This is a genomic window from Sediminibacterium sp. TEGAF015, assembly GCF_025997995.1.
GTDB lineage: Bacteria > Bacteroidota > Bacteroidia > Chitinophagales > Chitinophagaceae > Sediminibacterium.
The window spans coordinates 2045774-2064231 of record NZ_AP026683.1 but is presented as its reverse complement, the minus strand read 5'-3'; the positions used below and the strand labels follow the sequence as shown (position 1 = coordinate 2064231).

Here is an 18458-nt window from a genome sequence, read left to right as displayed (position 1 = left end):
TTCAATAGTATCATATCAATCTTCTTACAGTCGCTTGGTTCAAGTTCTTTCCTGGTTCTACATTTTCTAATACAATGATTCCGGGTTTTTTACCAGGTGCAATACTACCCAATGCTGCATCCATCTGTAAGGCTTTGGCTCCATTGTTAGTAGCCCATTGTAGCATTTCTGCTAATGGAATGGAAGGAAAGTTTCTAGCTATGGTTTTCACTTCTTCTAAAATGCTGAGCTGGTGGTTGCTCGACAAACTATCGGTGCCTAAAACAATATTGGCATTTTTACTTCTGAGTAATTCAATGGGTGGCAACGCATTTTCAATGTAGAGATTGGCATTTACACACAACGCATAATACAATGATTGCTGATTTGCTTTCGCAGTTGCTGTTGCAAAATCCATATCCGCTTCTGAGGTGTTGGTATTGTGCACCAGCAAAACATTTTTTGCTTTTTGCAATTGGGGGAAGTAAGACGGCAGGCTATTCTTACCAGTTGGCGTAAAATGAGCCTGATCAATATTCATGGCCTGGTACATCTGCACAAAATCTCCGCTTCCTTTTTGGAATAGCTCATTTTCGGCAGGGGTTTCCTGGTTGTGTATGGTTACTGTATTGCCTTCAAAATGGGGCATCATCATTTCCCAGAGCTCTCGGGATACAGAATAAGGTGCGTGCGGACTAAAAGATGCGGCAGTTATAATCCCTCTGAACTGCTCCATTACTTTTTGTGCATTGCTGAAACGGGGTTCAGCAATTTCCGGTTTCCAGCCACTGATTTCTACAAACGTATAATAGGCCAGGTTTTGTTTGGCTTTTTGTGCAGCAGTTAAATGATTGTTACTGATATCACCAACTGCAACAATGCCCTCTTGCATCATCTGCGCTTCTGCTTGAGCAATGGCTTCCCGTATTTCTTCTTCCGGATGGTGCCTTTCGTTCACTATTTTCAAAATAAATTCAGGCAATCCGGTATGTTCTGGAATTCTGCCTTTCATATGACTTAATTCCAAATGACAGTGGGCATTCACAAAGCCTGGACTCAAAATACCCGGGACTTCCAGTATTTCCTCCCCGGCTTCTGACCGGGGTAGAATGGCTTCTACCTGACCTTCTTCATTGGTAATGAGTACCTGGTTGGGTCCTAAAAATTGATTTCCATCGAATAAATCCTGCCCTGAAAATTGTAAAAATCCCATATCTGCAAAGGTAGATGAAAAAAACTTGCACAAAATTTTATTGAAAATCAACTAGTTGTGAACAGTGCCCCCAAAATAATTCCCTAATTTCTTGGTGGTTCCATTGCCAATGCAGACCTTTGCCCTCCCAAAAAATGGGATATTCTAATCGGTGGGATAGCGCCGATTTCACTTAAAACAAAGAATCATGAGTAAACTTCATTTCACCACCAAGCATGCGAATGCGGCTACCGTTCAACACAACTGGTATGTAGTTGATGGTACTAATCAAACCGTGGGACGTATTGCATCTAAGATTGCCGCTGTATTGCGCGGTAAAAACAAAGCTTATTACACTCCACACGTAGATTGTGGCGATTACGTAATTGTAATTAACGCAGAGAAAGTTGCTTTCACTGGTAATAAGTTAGAAGATAAAGTATACCTGAACTTCTCTGGTTACCCAGGCGGTAAAAAAGAAGAAGTTGCTGGCAGTCTATTAAAGCGTCGTCCAGAAGTAATTATGGAAAGAGCTGTGAAAGGCATGTTACCTAAGAATAAATTAGGTCGTAAAATGATCAAAAAATTATTCGTGTATGCCGGAACTGCGCATCCTCATACCGCTCAGCAACCTAAGGAACTTAAATTCTAAAACATTGTCTGGTAGCAATGCCAGACGCCAAGCATAAACAAAATGGAAAAACAAAAAAATGCAGTTGGTCGCCGTAAAGAAGCCGTTACACGTGTCTTCATCAGCAAAGGCGAAGGAAAAATAACTGTAAACGACAAAGACTACAAAGCTTATTTCCCACTGGTTTACTTACAGAACCAAGTAGAAGCTCCTTTAAAAACTACTGAATTAGAAGGCAAGTTTGATATCATTATCAACGCTACCGGTGGTGGTTTGAAAGGTCAGGCTGAAGCAGCTAAATTAGGTATTGCTCGTGCGTTGATTGAGGTGAATCCTGAATTGCGTCCTGCACTTAAAGCAGCTGGTCAATTGAAGCGTGATCCACGTAGTGTTGAACGTAAGAAATTTGGTCATAAGAAAGCCCGTAGAAGCTACCAGTTCAGTAAGCGTTAATCGTTGTATTGAATATCTACTTGAAATAAATTTTAAAAAATTATATAATTCACCACAATGGAAAATAACACTTCACTACAACAGCAACTACTGGAGGCCGGCGTACACTTTGGTCACCTGAAAAAGAAGTGGAATCCAAAGATGTTGCCTTACATCTTTGCTGAGAAAAAAGGTATTCACATTATCGACCTTAACAAAACTGTTGACTACCTACAGGAGTCTGCAGCTGCTATCAAGCAAATTGCGAAGAGCGGTAAGAAAATTATGTTTGTTGCTACCAAGAAACAAGCAAAAGAAATTGTTACCGAATGCGCTAAGCGTGTAAACATGCCTTATGCTACAGAACGTTGGTTAGGTGGTATGCTTACCAACTTCAACACTGTTCGTAAGAGCGTGAAGAAAATGCAGAGCATTGAAAAAATGTTGGCTGACGGAAGCGCTGACAGCTTAACCAAGAAAGAAAGATTAACCCTTTCTCGCGATAAGGATAAGATGGAAAAAGTATTGGGCGGTATTGCTCAGTTAGGCCGTCTTCCTGCAGCTTTATTCTTAGTTGACATTGGTCACGAGCATATCGCTTTAGCAGAAGCGAAGCGTTTGGGTATTACTACTTTTGGTATGGTTGATACCAACTGTGATCCTAATAAAGTTGACTTCGCTATTCCAGCGAACGATGACGCTACTAAGTCTATTGCTATCATCACTAACTACATCGTTGCTGCAATTGCAGAAGGTTTGGCTGAGCGCCAGGCTTCTAAAGATGAAGAAGAGTCTGATGACAACAACAATGAAAACGAAGCGAGAGCTCGTCGTTTAGAAGCAGAAGCGCAATCTGAAGCTGGACGTGGTGGTAGAGGCCGTAGTGGTGCTCCTGCCGGTGGTCCTGGTGGTGCTCCTAAGCGTCGTACTCCAGCAGGTGGCGGTAACCGCAGACCTGCAGGTGGTGGAGCTAGATAAGCTTTATTATTGAATCTTTTAAATTGAAATAATTATGTCAACTGCAACTATTACAGCTGCTGATATTAATAAATTACGTCAGGCCACTGGTGCTGGTATGATGGATTGTAGAAAAGCTTTAACTGAAACCAATGGTGATTTTGAAGCTGCAATTGATTGGTTACGTAAGCAAGGCCAGAAAGTGGCTGCTAAGCGTAGCGACAGAGAAGCAAAAGAAGGAGTAATCATTGCTCGTACTTCTGCTGACAACAAAGTTGGATTTGTCGTTTGCATTAGCTGTGAAACCGACTTCGTTTCTAAGAACGCTGATTTCGTTGCCTTCGCTACATCTATTGCTGATGCAGCTGTTGCCAACAACGTTAAGAGTGCTGAAGAACTAAACGAAGTAAGTATCAATGGTGCTAAAGTAGCCGATATGATCAACGATAAGTTGGCTGCAATTGGTGAAAAAATTGGTGTTGCCAAGTTTGAAAGAATTGAAGCTCCTTATGTTGCTTCTTATATCCACGGTGCAAACCGTATGGGTGTATTGGTAGGACTAAGCGCTGAAGCTCCTGAAGCTGGTAAGGACGTTGCAATGCAGATTGCTGCTATGAATCCTTTAGCGGTAGATGCAAATAGCATTCCTGCTGAAACCATCGAAAGAGAAAGAGCAATCGTGTTAGAAACCATGAAAGCTGATCCTAAGATGGCTGGCAAACCTGACGAAATGGTAGCTAAAATTGCTGAAGGCAAATTGAATGCATTCTTTAAAGAGAATACATTATTAGCCCAGGCATTTGTAAAAGACGGTTCTATTACTGTTGAAGCTTACTTAAAGAACGCTGGTAACGTTACTGTTACTGAATTTAAGCGTGTTGCTTTAGGTTAATTTTCAATAGCCAAATATTTTCAAAAGCCTCTCCCAATAATCGGAGGGGCTTTTGTACTTTTGTAACCTACTCACTTTAAACAACCTCTAGCTATGCTACCAAAATTTAAACGTATCCTCTTGAAATTATCTGGAGAAGCTTTATTGGGCGATCAAAGAAACGGCGATCCCTTTAACCCCAAAATCATTGAGCAATATGCACATGATATCAAAAGGGTTACTGATCTTGGTGTTCAGGTGGCAATCGTAATTGGGGGTGGTAATATTTACAGAGGTATGAACGAAGCCGACAGTGGAATTGAAAGAGCGCACGGCGATTATATGGGTATGCTGGCAACGGTAATCAATGCCATGGCCATGCAGGCAATGCTGGAAAAAATAGGGGTGTATACCCGTTTGCAAAGCGCTATTAACATGGAGCAAGTAGCAGAGCCCTATATCCGTAGAAAAGCGTTGCGTCATTTAGAAAAAGGACGTGTGGTTATTTTTGGCGCTGGTACTGGTAACCCTTATTTCACTACCGATACGGCTGGTTCATTAAGAGCTATTGAAATGAAGGCTGATGTGATTTTGAAAGGGACAAGAGTAGATGGTATCTACAGTGCTGATCCGGAAAAAGATCCAACTGCCACCAAATTTGAAAAACTAAGTTTTCAGGAATGCATCTCTAAAAACCTGAAAGTGATGGATATGACAGCTTTCACGCTTTGTATGGAAAACAAACTACCTATTATTGTATTCGATATGAATACCCAGGGTAATTTATTGCAGGTGGTTGAAGGAGCCAATGTAGGTACGCTGGTAAGCTAGTTGCCCGTTCGTGTAAAAATCCATAGAATTCAATCATCCGTTGGTAATTTAGACCTGATGCGTAAATTAATCCTATCATTCCTGGTAATACCAATGGCTACCCAGTTTGGGTTTGGCCAGAACAGATTAAGTTTGTCAGATGCTGTAGCAATCGCTTTGAAAAACAGCTATAATATTCAGTTGGCTAAAAACAATGTGGAGATTGCTGCTATCAACAATTATGTTGGTGTTGCAGGCGGTCTTCCTACTGTAACTGCTACCGTTAGTGATGTTGAAAATGCGACCAGCATTAATCAGAAATTTCCAGATCCTTCCAGAAACGTTACCAGAAGCGGAGTGTCTTCCAATAATATGAATGCCAATATTACAGCAGGTATTTTATTGTTCAATGGATTTAGGGTGAAAGCGGCACAACAAAGATTGGCCGAGTTGCAGAAGATGAATGAGGATATGCTCAATGCACAGATTCAGGGTACCATGGCTGCTGTTATGACCAGCTATTATGATGTAGTACGTCAACAGAATTTATTAAATACGATTGAAAAGTCGATTGAGGTATCTCAGCAAAGAATTGATGTTATCAAAAGCAGAAAAGAAGTCGGTTTGGCCAATAATGCAGATTTATATCAGGCACAAATTGACCTTAATGCATTGATACAATCTAAACAAGCGCAACAATTAATTATAGATCAGGGTAAAACCAATTTATTGAGTTTGTTATTTGTTAGCCCGGATAGTGCGGTAGTTATTAAAGATTCTATCGTAGTAGATGAGAAGGTGACGCTAAGTCAGATAAAGCCTCTGGCCTTGAAAAACCCGCAAATTGCAGCTGCAGAGCAACAAATTAAAATTAATGAGTTGCTGGAAAGAGAAACTGCTGCCTTACGTGTACCAACCCTACGAGCAACTACCGGTTTCAATTTTAGCAATACCAAAAGTGGCGCTGGTTTTATTTTAGAGAATAGAAGCTATGGTCCTTTTCTGGGGGTGAATTTAGCGATACCTATTTATAATGGTATGATTAGCAAAAAGCAACAACAGGTTGCTGAAATTAATACCCGCAATGCCAAAGTACAAAGAGACCAGTTTTTATTAAATATTGAAACGGGAACTGTACGCACTTATCAGGCATACAGCAATGCATTAGCACAATTAAAAACCGCTAAAGAAAACCAGATTTTAAGCAAACAATTGTTAGACCTGGTAATGCAACGTTTTCAATTAGGACAAGCTACTATTATTGATGTGAAGCTGGCTCAACAAAGTTTTGAGAATGAATCCTACAGATTGGTTAACTTGGCATTCACAGCCAAGGTTGCCGAAGTAGAACTGAAGCGTCTGGCGAATATTATTGAGCCATAATTTCAACAAAGTGTCTGTTGCTATTCAATCTAAATTACCTCAGGTAGGTACTACTATTTTTACTGTAATGAGTCAGCTGGCCAATGAGGCTGGTGCTGTGAATTTGGGTCAGGGCTTTCCTGATTTCCCTATGAGTGTTGAATTAACCAGTTTGGTGAGCAAAGCCATGCAAGATGGATTTAATCAGTACACCCATATGAATGGGTACCCTCCTTTGGTAAAAGCTTTGGCGGCAAAAGCCAATAAACTATACAATGCTTCTATAGATCCTGCTGCATCCATTACAATTACGCCCGGAGGTACCTATGCCATTTATACAGCGCTGACAACCGTATTGCAACCAGGTGATGAAGTAATCGTTTTTGAACCTGCTTATGATTGTTACATTCCTACCATTGAATTGAACAAAGCCATTGCTGTACCCATTCAATTGCAATATCCCAATTATGGTATTCCTTGGGAAGAAGTGAAAAGTAAAATCACCTCCCGCACGCGCATGATTATGATTAACTCGCCCCATAACCCAACCGGGGCAGTGCTTTCAGCGGAGGACATGCAAATATTATCTGGCATTGTGGAAGGAACAAATATTATTATACTTAGCGATGAAGTATATGAACATTTAATTTTTGATGGGATTGAACACCAAAGTATTTTAAAATACCCGCACTTATTCGAGCGCAGTTTTGTTTGCTTTTCCTTTGGCAAAACCTATCATTGTACAGGGTGGAAACTGGGTTATTGTATGGCTCCTGAGCAGCTGATGAAGGAATTCAGAAAAGTGCATCAGTTCAATTGTTTTACCTGTCCCACTCCGCCGCAGGTGGCATTGGCTACTTATATTGAAAATGAAGAAGCGTATTTATCTCTTGGTGCTGCCATGCAAACAAAACGTGATTACTTCAGGGTTTTAATGCGTGATACACCATTCACCTGTATTCCTTCGCAGGGTAGTTATTTTGAATGTTATAGTTATGCCAGTTTCAGTCAGTTATCCGATAAAGAGTTGGCCATTAAACTTACCAAGGAGTTTGGTGTAGCTACCATACCTGTATCTGCTTTTTATCAGAATGGACAAGACAATAAAGTACTCCGTTTCTGTTTTGCTAAATCAGAAGCTACTCTAGAAAAGGCTGTGCAAGGGTTGAGAAGGCTTTAATTATACATAAATGTACAATACTACTTTCTTTTTGTTTATTTAATTAAACACTATTGTTTATTTCTTTACTGTATTGAAAAACAGTAGAAAAAATATTCATCGTGGGCAGTTGCTTAGAACCCAGGTTGAACTAAAAGGTATTTCCATTACCAAACTAGCTGCGAAAGCTGGATTTAGCAGGTCCTCATATTACAATCATATTGATGACCCGGCTTTACCGCTGGATATATTAGTAGAATACGGGAAAATCTTGGGGGTCAATTTCATAGAATTAGTAGAAGGTTTTATAGAAACACAATCAAGTGAACTTCAGGTGAACTATTGGGATACAAGTGAACCAGAAACGCTGGAAGAATCTAAACGGCAAACAATTTTCTGGAAAAATAAATATATGGAGTTGTCCGAAAAATACCAAGTCTTATTGGAATTGCAATTCAAACAGAAATGATATGAGCAAGCAAGAGTCCATTATCCGAATATTTTTAGCCGATCACCAAGAAATATTTCTCGATGGACTCAAACAATTTTTCTCAAGCTTCGAAAATATAGAAGTTGTAGGCGAGAGCAATACAGATATTGATCTCATTGTTACTATTGCCCAAACCCGGCCCGATTTGGTTTTACTGGATGCAATGCTTCCGCATACGCAGCTATCTTCAGTGGTACAGTCTATTCAACAGATTGGTAATAATAGTAAGGTTTTCATTCTGTATGGTCAGTATGCTGATGAGCTTTTATTGAGTTTGTTGTCTGCAGGTGTTCATGGTATTGCAAGTAAGTATATTTCTAAAAGCGAACTAGAAAAAGCTATTTTTCAAGTTTTAAATAGCCAATCCTTTTATTGTGCTTTTACTTCTAAAAAATTGCAGCATTTAATTCAAAGCAATCGTTATTATCCTCATACCAAATCCTCTCAAATCCATTTTTCCGAAAAAGAGAAAGTGATTTTGCAGTGTATTGCTGCTGAATGCACGAGTAAGGAGATAGCTGATCAACTTTCCATGAGTGTAAGAACTGTGGAATCTTACCGAAAATCCATGCAAGAAAAAACCGGCTCGAAAAATTCGGCCGGCTTAGTTCTGTATGCTATAAAAAATGGGCTTATCCCTATTGAGAAAAGCTAAGTATTATGAAGAGAATTACCATCTTCCATCGCCATCTAATAAATTACCTAATCCTCCTAAAATACTTCCTTCTTCTTTTCTTGGTCCTACACCGTACTGTAAAATTCTTCCAGCCAATCTGCTGATAGGCAAGGTTTGAATCCAAACGGTACCAGGTCCAGTTAGCGTGGCAAAGAACAATCCTTCGCCTCCAAAAATGGTGTTCTTAATCCCCCCAACAAATTGAATATCGTAGTTTACACTAGACGTAAAACCTACAATACAACCAGTATCAATCTTCAAGGTTTCGCTAGGATGCAAGTCTCTTTTGAACACATGGCCTCCTGCATGCAAGAAACTCATGCCATCGCCTTCCAGTTTTTGCATAATGAATCCTTCTCCGCCAAACAAGCCTGTTCCTAGCTTGCGTTGAAATTCAATGCCTACACTTACGCCTTTGGCTGCACATAGAAAACTATCTTTCTGACAAATGATTCGATTGTTGTACTGAGATAAATCCAACGGAATTATTTTTCCAGGATAGGGTGAAGCAAAACTTACCCTGCGTTTGCCATGATTCACATTGGTAAATGCGGTCATAAATAAACTCTCTCCGGTTAACATTCTTTTACCCGCATTCAATAGCTTTCCAAAAATGCTGTTGTTTTGTTGTGAACCATCGCCGAACATGGTTTCCATGATGACTCCATCGTCCATCATCATAAATGCACCAGGTTCTGCAATAGCAGTTTCGTTATAATCTAATTCAACTTCAACGAACTGCATTTCTTCTCCAAAAATGCGATAGTCTATTTCGTGATTCTGCATGGTTTAATTTTTTACTAAATTAATTTTTTGTTCTCCCATCCACACTTTTTTGCCTTGTAATTTTTTTACAGCGAACATGATTCCAACAAAAATGAAGAATAGTGGTCCTGTGAATCCAAATAAAGCTACATACTTAGTGCCATAGAATCTTTCCATGGGTCTTCTTAATCTTTCTGAAATCAAGTACATACTTGGTACCATAATTAAGGTTAAGAAGAAAGAAAACACCAATCCGAAAATAATGGTCCAGGCCAATGGTCCCCAGAATACTACCGAGTCTCCTCCAATAAAAATCTTTGGATCTAGATGGGTAAACATGGAAACGAAGTCAATGTTAAATCCAATAGCTAGTGGGAACATACCCATCATGGTTGCCAATGCGGTCAACAATACCGGAATGATTCTGATTTTTCCTGCCTCAATAGCAGCTGCTCTGGTTTTATACCCTCTTCCTCTTAATTCATCTGTAAATTCAATTAAAAGGATACCGTTTTTAATTACGATACCAGCTAATCCAATGATTCCAACACCCACCATAATGGTTGCCATACTCATGCCTGTTAAAGCATAACCCAGGAATACCCCAATAATGGAGAAGAATATTTCTGTTAATACAATGAAAGGTTTACTTAAACTATTGAATTGTAATACCAGGATTAAGAAAATAATCAGTAATGCACTCAATAAAGCTGTTCCTAAGAAGGCACTGGTTTCTGCTTGCTGAGCTCCTTCACCGGTTTGTTTAATGGTAATGTCTGCAGGGATTTGAGTTTTAGTTTTAAACTCTTCAATCTTCTTGGCTAATGCCTTGTTGATTTCAGGTGTTAAACTTGGATCAGTAACCGCCGATTGAATCTGGATGGTTCTTTTCAGGTTCTTTCTTTTTACACCACCAGCTGTGTTGGTATATTCAACAGTAGCCACACTGCTCAATGGTATTTGTTTAATTGCACCTGAAGTAAAGTCTCTGAATACAATTCGCATATTCATCAACTCATCTATGTTGTTACGTGACTTTGAATCGAAACGAAGCTGAATTTTATATTCGTCTTCATCATCTTTCAATTTGCTCACTTCTTTACCAAACACGGCTGTTCTTAATTCAGAGCCTATCTGTGCAGTACTTACGCCTTCTGCCAATGCTCTTTGTCTGTCTATCTTTACGGTAATTTCAGGATTGTTTAAATCTACATCCATTCCGAGACTCTGCATACCTTCTACACGGTTGGTGTCTAAGTGATTTAACAATTGAATGGCTGTTTTAGACATTGCATCAAAATTGTCTCCACTCACTTCAATGTTAACAGGCGGCTCTGTTGGCGGACCTGCGTCCTCTTGTCTTACTTCTATTGTAGCGCCAGGAATACCTACCATTTGATTTCTGATTTCATCCTGGAATGGAGCAGAGCTTTTACCGTGGCGTTTTTCGAACTCTACAAAGGAAACCTGAATTCTACCTAGATGAGATTGGGTACTTCTGTTATTGTCTCTTGGATTGTTTGCTCCAACTGCAACGTTTGAAATAACACTTTCTACAATACTTCCTTCTTTACCAGGTTGATCAGTTCCTAAAATTTTATATACTCGACCCTCAAGAATTCTTAGTACCGAATCTGTTGTTTGTGCTTTCGTACCAATTGGCATTTTTAAATACACATAAACAAATTTAGGATCTCCACTAGGGAAGAATGGTTTAGGGTTGTTTCTAAGGATTAATAAGAACAGAGAGATTGGGAAAAGAATGAATAATCCAATTAAAAGATAAACAGGTCTTTTTCTAACTAAAATGTACTTTAAGAGTTTTTCGTATCTGTTCATTAAACCAGGCAATGCTTTTTCCTGGAAGAAGTGAATGATGCCCCTTAATACATATCTCTCCAATATTACCAGTAGTGCCATGAAAATCAGGAAGTTTCCGAATCCATGCCATCCAACCAGATTAAACAAAACACCCAGTATGATGCTTCCCCAGAACCACCATTGTTTAAAGATGGCATTCTTGGGAGATTCATATTCTCTGCCTTCTGGCTTCATGAAGCTTACTGCAAAAACAGGGTTGATGAAGAAAGCAACTACCAATGATGCGGCCAATGTTAATATCAGCATGATGGGCAGGTAAATCATGAACTTACCAATAATTCCCTTCCATAAAAGCAATGGGAAGAATGGCGCTAGTGTGGTTGCAGTACCTGCTAGTACAGGAATAAATACCTCTCCTGCAGCTTCTTTAGCTGATCTTACAATTTTTACTTTTCCATTCTGATAAATTCTATGTGTATTCTCAATTACCACAATCGCGTCATCCACAATGATACCCAGGCCAAACAGTAAGGCAAAAAGTACGATGAAGTTTAAGGTAATGGCACCACCTGCAATGAATTCACCAAGTGGCAGGAACATAAAGGAAACGAAAACGGAAAGCGGCACACTTAATGCAACAAAGAATGCGTTGGTAACCCCCATGAAAAACATCAGAATAACCAATACTAGTATAAATCCGATAATGATGGTATTTACCAGTTCATTAAAAGATGTTTTAGTACCCTTACTCTGGTCTCCGGTAATTACTACTTTCAGATTCTTTGGTAGCTCATCGCTTTTCTGCATTTCGGCTACTATATTATTAATACCATCAGCTGTATTAATCAGGTTTTCGCCTGCTCTTTTTACAATGTTAATTGTAATTACATTTTTGCCGTCCAAACGTGCATAACTCTCTGTTTCTTTAACCGTGTCAATGATTTGTGCAACGTCCTGTAAATAAATAGGAGCTCCGTTTACATTCTTCACCTGTATATGCTGCATATCAAAGGCAGTTCTGAACTGTCCTTTTATTTTGATATTGCGCTTCATGGTACCCACTTCTACCAAACCACCACTGATATCCTTGTTCTCTAGGTTAACCGCAGATTCAATATCTCTGAAAGTTAATTTTGCAGCAGCCAGTTTTGCGGGATCAATATTGATTTGAATTTCTCTTTCTGGTGCACCTACAATTTCTGCACGATTCACTTCTTTTAATTCCTCAAAACGATCCTGTAATTTATCTGCGTACTCCTTCAGTTTTACTCCGTCAAAATCTCCGCTCAGGTTAACAAACATGATAGGCTGATCACTGATTGAAAACTCTTGTACGTTAGGTAAAGAAGTCAGGTCATTTGGTAAATCGGTTTGCGCCTTATCTACTGCATCTTTTACCTTTATCTTAGCAATTTCAGGTTTAATGTCTGTATCAAATTCTACTACAATCAAACTATAGTCTTGCTGAGAAGTAGATTGAATTTTATTGACTTTGGCTCCGCTGATTCCCTTTAATTGTTTTTCAATGGGTCGGGTAACCAGGTTTTCGATGTCTTTGGGTGAATTACCAAAATAAACAGTAGTGATAGAAATGGTAGGTACCACAATATCAGGAAACTGCTCTTTGGGTAGTGTAGTGAACTTGTTAAGTCCATACAAAGAAATCAAAATTGTGATTACATACACGGCTGTACGATTGTCTATCGCCCAGCTGGTAGGTTTAAATTCTTTGAATTTTTTGGCAACGCCTTCTATGAAATTCATGTCTAGTATTTTTTATTTTCTTAAAACCTTAACAGCCTGTCCGTCATAAATATTCTGGTATCCTTCGGTAATCAACAAATCCTGTTCGTTCAATCCAGATTTTACTTCAATTAAGCTGCCATAGAATTCACCTACAGTAATCATTTTCTTTCTGGCTACCATTTTCTTTCCTTCCTGAACTGCTACATATACATACTTTCCTTTTTCTTCGGTTTGTACAGTGTTTACATTGATTGCAATAGCATTGGGGGCTTCATAGTCCTGAAACTTAACCTGTGCTAATTGATTAGGTCTGATATTAGCATCATAAGGAATTTTAATTTCAACATCAAAGCTTCTTGTATTGGCGTCAATACTTCTGCTGGCGGTTGAAACATTTGCCTTGATTTCTTTATTTAAGTCAGGCAAGCTGATGATGGTAACTGAACCCGCTTTAATACGATTGCTATAGTTTTCAGGAACACGGGTTACTACCTTCATGTTTTGTGTATTCACAATTTTAATCTGAGGGGTAACACCTGCCAAACCAACAAAAATTTCACCTACTCTCACATTCAATTCATCTACTATTCCGCTCACATCAGCTACGATATTGGTTGCGCGTAACTGCTCTTCGGTTACTTTTACCTGTTCTTCTGCAGCTGCCAATTGTCTTTCTAATGACTGAACATTGTTTTTAGCAGATATTAACTGTACTTCTGTTCCAATACCTTCTTTCCAAAGATTATTCTGTCTATTGTATAAGTCTTTTGCAAAGTTCAACTGACTCTTAAGCGTTTCAATTGATTTTTGTGCTGCAATAACTGATTGTCTTATAACAGCATCGTCCAGTTTAATTAACTGTTGCCCTTTGGTAACCAAATCGCCTCTTTTTACATAAATGGCTTTTACTTGTCCTCCGCCCATTCTTGGTGATACATAAGAGATATTGTCTGATGTAATATTTCCCTGTAAGTCTATGTAATGAACAAAGTTTGATTTTCCAACAGGGGTAATATCAATCAACTTGGCGGTTGCACCTGCTGAAGCAGTATCCAACTGATTGATTTCATTTTGAAGTGCAGTAATCTGATCTGCTATTTTATTCTGCTCAGACTTTAGTTTTTCCAGGGCTGCTTTTTTTGAAGCCAAATCATTGCCTTCTGTATTTTTATTACCACAGCTGCTGATAACCATGATGGCAGCAGTAACAGGTAGTATAAATATTGATTTTCTCATTGTTATGGTTTTAATATGTTTATAGTTTTCCGGTTGCGGTTAAATAATCTACTCGTGCAATGATAGCGTCATACAATGCAGAGATATAGTTGGTTTGTGCAGCTTTTAAGTCTACATCAGCAGCATTAATCTCTGTATTTGATCCTGTACCTGCTTCGTATTTCTTCTTGGTTTGCTGATATACTTTTTCTGCCAGCGTCATATTGTTTTTCTGAAAATCTAAAGTGGCAATGGCGGTTTTGTATTTCAGTCTAGCCTGCTCAACCGACTGATCAATATTTAACTTCAGATTTTCTAATTGATTGCTGGTTTGTTCCAATTCAATCTTGGCTTTTTTAATTCTGGCATCTTTGGCGAATCCACTAAAAATGGGGACAGAGATATTTAATCCAATGGAGGATGCGGTAAACCAATCACCTTTTCCAAAAAAGTTAAATTGATTTCTTTGTGCCAACTTACTATAGGAAGCTCCCAGTGCAACTGTTGGTAGTTTGCTCAGCTCATACCTTTTTACATTGTAAGTATTTAATTGTCTGGCCGAAGTAAGGTATTGAAAGTCTTTACGATCCTGGTAGTTGTACTCCTGGCTTGTTACATCTTCTTTGATTTGATTGTAATCAAGTGTATCCGTTAGTACCAGGGTATCTGCAGCAGGCATTCCCATCAATGTCTTAAGTCCAATATAGCCCATAGCAATGCTATTCAATGCTTTGATTTTTTCGGTGCTTAAGTTGTTTAGTTGTACTTCTATTTTATCAATATCAATTCTTTCTGCAAAGCCATTTTTGTATAAGGCTTTTACATCATAATCTAGTTTCTGCAATCTTTTGATATTGGCATCTAGCAATTCAATCTGTGTTTTACTAACTACTAGCTGGTAGTATACTTTGTAAATATTCGTCTTGATATTTTCCTCGGTAACTTTTGCAGCAGCTTCCTGAAAATCAATGGAAGCTTTCCTTGCCTGTAAACCAATAAACACCTGTCCGTCGAACAGCAATTGTTGCAGGGAAACACCAACAGTTGAATTCCACTTCGTTCCGAATTGGGCAGCAATAAAGCCAAAATCGTTTGGCATTTTTATCGGGTTCCCGTTCCCGTCTTTAACACCTTCATTAACCAACACCTGATAGGTTGCGGGAGAAATAAAGTTTGGAAGTGTTTGTACGGCTACATTGGGTAAATGATTTGCACCAATTGAACCTGATATTGTTGGTAAAGCAGATGCTGTAATTTCTTTGTTAGTTTGCATCTGGGCCTGAATAGCCAATAAGGCATTTTTTACCTGCACATTGTTCTTCTGTGCAAATGCCACTGCTTGTTGCACACTAAATTCGTATCTGTTGGCTTTTTGTGCATTGGTTGCACCAGCCAGCATCAATAAACTCAGTACACTGAACATTTTGATTCGCTTGTACATATTATTTTTCTCTTTGCTTTTTATACTTATGAATTAATTTTTGCCCTTTTGGCGTGCAAATGCCATATAAAAAATGTTCCATTAATTCCATTTCTACTTCTACAAGAGTGAATTTCCCCTGCATGAATATTTCTGGGTTAAAACCCAGGAATACACTTTCAATTCTGAATCTGGAAAGAATATCTATGTTTAAATCTTCTCGGTAATTCCCTTCTGCAATACCCCTGATTAGATTTTCTTTAGTGATGTTCACAAAAAATTTGTTCTTGTGGGCATTCATTTTTTTATACGCTTCAGGATGATATTTCTGCATTTCAAAAATGATTGCTGGGTTCATGGTTGTCAGCATTTCTTGCAGCATATCAAATGCTTTGAAGACTTCATGTACTGCATTGTCGCAGCTTGTAGCTATATGGCCACACTCATGCATGTCTTGCTCAATTTCCCTTTGAACAACAGCATCCACCAGGCTGTCCTTGTCTTTGAAATACTGGTATAGCGTCTTTTTACTGGCGCCCAAGTTGGATGCGATATCGTCCATAGTGATACTCTTTAATCCATAGCGGAAAAAGAGTTCCTGGGCTTTTTCAACAATTCTTTGCTCCATAGTTAAAAATTCGGACGCAAAACTATGGAAACTATTTTTGTAACCAAAGTTTCCATTATTTTTTTTATTAAATTATTGTTAAACACAAGCTGGAGCAGGATGAGCGGTAAATTCTGACATTCCCAATTGATTCTCTGAACTCCTTTACTTAGCCTATCTTGCAGGATATATGACTGCAAAAGCCATTTTAAAACGATTATTACAATACTTTTTTCAGGGTTTAATTGTACTTGCGCCTATTGGTATAACCATCTGGGTTGTAATCAGTTTGTTTAATGTGGTAGATAACTTATTGCCCAGTATTGTGCAGAATCTGGCACCGGATTTAGTTAGAAAAGATGCCAATGGTGATAGTATCCGAATGCCTGGGTTGGGTTTTGTGGTAGTAATTGGACTGGTTTTACTAGTAGGTTGGCTTTCCTCTTTGTTTGCTGTTAATCGAATCGTTGCTTTGCTAGATACTGTTTTGGAAAAAACCCCAGGAATCAAATTCATTTATTCTTCAGTGAAAGATTTTCTGGAGGCGTTTGCGGGTAATAAAAAAAAATTCAATCAGCCTGTTCTGGTAAATGTAGATGGAGAAGGTGTTTGGAGAATTGGATTTATCACTCAGGAAACCGGTACAGATTTCGGATTAGCAGATTATGTAACTGTTTATGTGCCTCATTCTTATGCTATTTCCGGTATAACTTATTTTGTGCCCAAACATAAGATTAAACCCCTTCCTAATATCGGTGCTGCTGATGCCATGAAATTTACTGTTTCTGGCGGAGTGACAGATGTAAATGACTAGGTATGATCATTGCAGTTAACGCTATTTTTTTTCAGGATGATTATTTAGAAGGGTATGGACAATATGCTGTATCTATTTTCAACATACTGGTTCAAAATCATCCGGAACATGAGTTTGTATTTATCTACGATAGACTTCATCAAAAAGAATGGATTAACGGACCAAATGTTCGTTCCGTTACGGTAGGCCCTGCAGCCAGACATGTGCCGGCATTTCTTTATTGGTACAATATCCGGGCTGCATGGGAAGTAAGAAAATACAAGGCAGATATATGGATTCAGCCTTATGGATTTTGCAGTTTACTTTCAGGAGTGCCGCAAATAGTAGTGATTCATGATTTGGCTTTCAAGCATGTTCCCAAGTCCATTCCCTGGCACCAAAGATTTTTTTATCAGACTTTTACGCCACTTTTTCTAAAAAAAGCCAATAGAGTCATCACTGTTTCTGAATTTTCAAGGCAAGATATTTTACAGCATTATCCCAATAAAGCAAAGTCGCTTGAAGTAGTGAGTGGAGCTGCCAGAGACAGTTTTAAGCCGGTAAGCTGGGAAGAAAAAGAGCAAGTGAAAGAAGCTTATACGGATGGATACGAGTATTTTTTATGTGTTGGAGGCATTAGTCCACGAAAAAATATGCTGAATATTCTCAAAGCTTTTTCCTTGTTTAAAAAATGGCATAAGAGTAATATGAAGCTTGTATTTGCAGGTAGATTGGCCTGGCAGTACGAAGACTTTATGGAAAAACTTACAACCTATAAATACCGGAACGATGTAGTGTTAACCGGCTTTGTTACCGATGAAATTCTGGCCAGACTTACTGCTTCGTCCTATGCAGCTATTTATGTTTCTCATTTTGAGGGATTTGGACTGCCGATTTTGGAAGCCATGCAATCTGGCGTGCCTGTTATTACTGCCAACAACTCAAGTATGCCCGAAGTAGGCGGCGAAGCTGCTTTATACGCAGAAGCAGATCAGCCTGATACCATTGCAGCACATATGCAGACCCTGTATAAAAGTGAACAGCTTAGGGAAAAAATGGTACAGAAAGGATTGGAGAGGGCTCAGCAGTATAGCTGGGAGAAAGCTGCGGACTTGTTTTGGAAGGAAATACTAGCTACCAAAGCAGTTTCGTCTTAGTTTTGCGGCATTTTAAATTAATTGACCAATATGAAACAATCAACGATTACCGTTAATGTGAGTCTGGATGAAAATAAAGTACCTCAGCATATAGATTGGTCTGCCTCGGACAGTACCGCAGATCTAAAGCAGGAAGCTAAAGCAATGATGCTGGCTTTCTGGGATGGAGCAGATAAATCTGCCATGCGCATTGATTTATGGACCAAAGACATGATGGTGGATGAAATGGCCGATTTTTACTATCAGACATTTATGGGAATGGCGGATGCTTTTATGCGAGCAACACATCAACAGGAACTAGTGGACGATATGAAAGCACATGCGAAGACTTTTTATAAGAAGTTTCGTGATTCACAAATCAATCAAAATAAATAA

18 protein-coding genes are annotated in these 18458 nt (G+C 38.8%); 12 read left to right on the top strand and 6 right to left on the bottom strand.

The features are described 5' to 3' along the window. Positions 1–10 precede the first annotated feature (10 nt). The gene (locus TEGAF0_RS09375) at positions 11–1192 is read right to left on the bottom strand and encodes an amidohydrolase family protein (protein ID WP_264897913.1); all 1182 of its coding nucleotides are present in this window, start codon (positions 1190–1192) and stop codon (positions 11–13) included. 187 nt (positions 1193–1379) lie between these two features. Between TEGAF0_RS09375 and rplM the strand changes: the two genes are divergently transcribed. The 9 genes from rplM to TEGAF0_RS09330 all read left to right on the top strand — a co-directional run bounded on the left by rplM (position 1380) and on the right by TEGAF0_RS09330 (position 8538). Next, complete coding sequence (gene rplM, locus TEGAF0_RS09370) at positions 1380–1823, top strand: 50S ribosomal protein L13 (protein ID WP_026750514.1); 444 nt, start codon at positions 1380–1382, stop codon at positions 1821–1823. Between the two features lie 42 nt (positions 1824–1865). After that, on the top strand, positions 1866–2255 hold the full coding sequence (rpsI, locus tag TEGAF0_RS09365) for a 30S ribosomal protein S9 (RefSeq protein WP_026750513.1): 390 nt from the start codon (positions 1866–1868) through the stop codon (positions 2253–2255). A gap of 141 nt (positions 2256–2396) precedes the next feature. Beyond that, a complete protein-coding gene (gene rpsB / locus TEGAF0_RS09360; protein ID WP_458574894.1) occupies positions 2397–3212 on the top strand; it encodes a 30S ribosomal protein S2 in 816 nt (271 codons plus the stop codon). Positions 3213–3246: 34 nt separating this feature from the next. Then, positions 3247–4083: a translation elongation factor Ts gene (gene tsf, locus TEGAF0_RS09355; RefSeq protein ID WP_264897911.1), complete on the top strand. Its 837-nt coding sequence runs from the start codon at positions 3247–3249 to the stop codon at positions 4081–4083. 120 nt (positions 4084–4203) lie between these two features. Next, entirely contained in the window at positions 4204–4893 is a 690-nt protein-coding gene (gene pyrH / locus TEGAF0_RS09350; RefSeq protein ID WP_264897910.1) for a UMP kinase, read from the top strand. 57 nt (positions 4894–4950) lie between these two features. Next, positions 4951–6255, top strand: a complete 1305-nt coding sequence (locus TEGAF0_RS09345) for a TolC family protein (RefSeq protein WP_264897909.1) — start codon at positions 4951–4953, stop codon at positions 6253–6255. A 10-nt stretch (positions 6256–6265) separates the two neighbouring features. Next, positions 6266–7414: a methionine aminotransferase gene (locus TEGAF0_RS09340; protein WP_264897908.1), complete on the top strand. Its 1149-nt coding sequence runs from the start codon at positions 6266–6268 to the stop codon at positions 7412–7414. A 73-nt stretch (positions 7415–7487) separates the two neighbouring features. Next, positions 7488–7862, top strand: coding sequence for a helix-turn-helix domain-containing protein (locus tag TEGAF0_RS09335; RefSeq protein ID WP_264897907.1), 375 nt, complete (start codon positions 7488–7490; stop codon positions 7860–7862). A 1-nt stretch (position 7863) separates the two neighbouring features. Then, the gene (locus TEGAF0_RS09330; RefSeq protein WP_264897906.1) at positions 7864–8538 is read left to right on the top strand and encodes a response regulator transcription factor; all 675 of its coding nucleotides are present in this window, start codon (positions 7864–7866) and stop codon (positions 8536–8538) included. 15 nt (positions 8539–8553) lie between these two features. Here the strand turns inward: TEGAF0_RS09330 and TEGAF0_RS09325 are convergent, their stop codons facing one another. From TEGAF0_RS09325 to TEGAF0_RS09305, 5 genes are read right to left on the bottom strand one after another with little or no spacing between them, the layout of a single operon-like run. Continuing rightward, complete coding sequence (locus TEGAF0_RS09325) at positions 8554–9345, bottom strand: TIGR00266 family protein (protein ID WP_264897905.1); 792 nt, start codon at positions 9343–9345, stop codon at positions 8554–8556. Positions 9346–9348: 3 nt separating this feature from the next. Next, positions 9349–12909 (bottom strand): efflux RND transporter permease subunit, encoded by a 3561-nt coding sequence (locus TEGAF0_RS09320; RefSeq protein ID WP_264897904.1) that lies wholly within the window; start codon positions 12907–12909, stop codon positions 9349–9351. A gap of 12 nt (positions 12910–12921) precedes the next feature. After that, positions 12922–14127, bottom strand: a complete 1206-nt coding sequence (locus TEGAF0_RS09315) for an efflux RND transporter periplasmic adaptor subunit (RefSeq protein ID WP_264897903.1) — start codon at positions 14125–14127, stop codon at positions 12922–12924. Between the two features lie 19 nt (positions 14128–14146). Beyond that, positions 14147–15547 carry a TolC family protein gene (locus TEGAF0_RS09310; RefSeq protein WP_264897902.1) on the bottom strand — a complete coding sequence of 467 codons (1401 nt, stop codon included), beginning with the start codon at positions 15545–15547 and terminating at the stop codon, positions 14147–14149. Between the two features lies 1 nt (position 15548). Continuing rightward, complete coding sequence (locus TEGAF0_RS09305) at positions 15549–16154, bottom strand: TetR/AcrR family transcriptional regulator (RefSeq protein WP_264897901.1); 606 nt, start codon at positions 16152–16154, stop codon at positions 15549–15551. A 169-nt stretch (positions 16155–16323) separates the two neighbouring features. Here TEGAF0_RS09305 and TEGAF0_RS09300 point away from each other — a divergent pair, with 169 nt between their 5' ends. The 3 genes from TEGAF0_RS09300 to gldC are packed head-to-tail and all read left to right on the top strand — an operon-like array spanning position 16324 to position 18458. Then, on the top strand, positions 16324–16947 hold the full coding sequence (locus TEGAF0_RS09300) for a DUF502 domain-containing protein (protein WP_264897900.1): 624 nt from the start codon (positions 16324–16326) through the stop codon (positions 16945–16947). Positions 16948–16949: 2 nt separating this feature from the next. Beyond that, entirely contained in the window at positions 16950–18083 is a 1134-nt protein-coding gene (locus tag TEGAF0_RS09295; RefSeq protein ID WP_264897899.1) for a glycosyltransferase family 4 protein, read from the top strand. 30 nt (positions 18084–18113) lie between these two features. After that, positions 18114–18458 carry a gliding motility protein GldC gene (gene gldC, locus TEGAF0_RS09290; RefSeq protein ID WP_264897898.1) on the top strand — a complete coding sequence of 115 codons (345 nt, stop codon included), beginning with the start codon at positions 18114–18116 and terminating at the stop codon, positions 18456–18458.

Bases quoted from the DNA above. Each gene is read 5' to 3' on its own strand.
- TEGAF0_RS09375 (WP_264897913.1), bottom strand. From the start codon at position 1,192: ATGGGATTTTTACAATTTTCAGGGCAGGATTTATTCGATGGAAATCAA.
- rplM (WP_026750514.1), top strand. From the start codon at position 1,380: ATGAGTAAACTTCATTTCACCACCAAGCATGCGAATGCGGCTACCGTT.
- rpsI (WP_026750513.1), top strand. From the start codon at position 1,866: ATGGAAAAACAAAAAAATGCAGTTGGTCGCCGTAAAGAAGCCGTTACA.
- rpsB (WP_458574894.1), top strand. From the start codon at position 2,397: ATGTTGCCTTACATCTTTGCTGAGAAAAAAGGTATTCACATTATCGAC.
- tsf (WP_264897911.1), top strand. From the start codon at position 3,247: ATGTCAACTGCAACTATTACAGCTGCTGATATTAATAAATTACGTCAG.
- TEGAF0_RS09345 (WP_264897909.1), top strand. From the start codon at position 4,951: ATGCGTAAATTAATCCTATCATTCCTGGTAATACCAATGGCTACCCAG.
- TEGAF0_RS09330 (WP_264897906.1), top strand. From the start codon at position 7,864: ATGAGCAAGCAAGAGTCCATTATCCGAATATTTTTAGCCGATCACCAA.
- TEGAF0_RS09325 (WP_264897905.1), bottom strand. From the start codon at position 9,345: ATGCAGAATCACGAAATAGACTATCGCATTTTTGGAGAAGAAATGCAG.
- TEGAF0_RS09320 (WP_264897904.1), bottom strand. From the start codon at position 12,909: ATGAATTTCATAGAAGGCGTTGCCAAAAAATTCAAAGAATTTAAACCT.
- TEGAF0_RS09315 (WP_264897903.1), bottom strand. From the start codon at position 14,127: ATGAGAAAATCAATATTTATACTACCTGTTACTGCTGCCATCATGGTT.
- TEGAF0_RS09310 (WP_264897902.1), bottom strand. From the start codon at position 15,547: ATGTACAAGCGAATCAAAATGTTCAGTGTACTGAGTTTATTGATGCTG.
- TEGAF0_RS09305 (WP_264897901.1), bottom strand. From the start codon at position 16,154: ATGGAGCAAAGAATTGTTGAAAAAGCCCAGGAACTCTTTTTCCGCTAT.
- TEGAF0_RS09300 (WP_264897900.1), top strand. From the start codon at position 16,324: ATGACTGCAAAAGCCATTTTAAAACGATTATTACAATACTTTTTTCAG.
- TEGAF0_RS09295 (WP_264897899.1), top strand. From the start codon at position 16,950: ATGATCATTGCAGTTAACGCTATTTTTTTTCAGGATGATTATTTAGAA.
- gldC (WP_264897898.1), top strand. From the start codon at position 18,114: ATGAAACAATCAACGATTACCGTTAATGTGAGTCTGGATGAAAATAAA.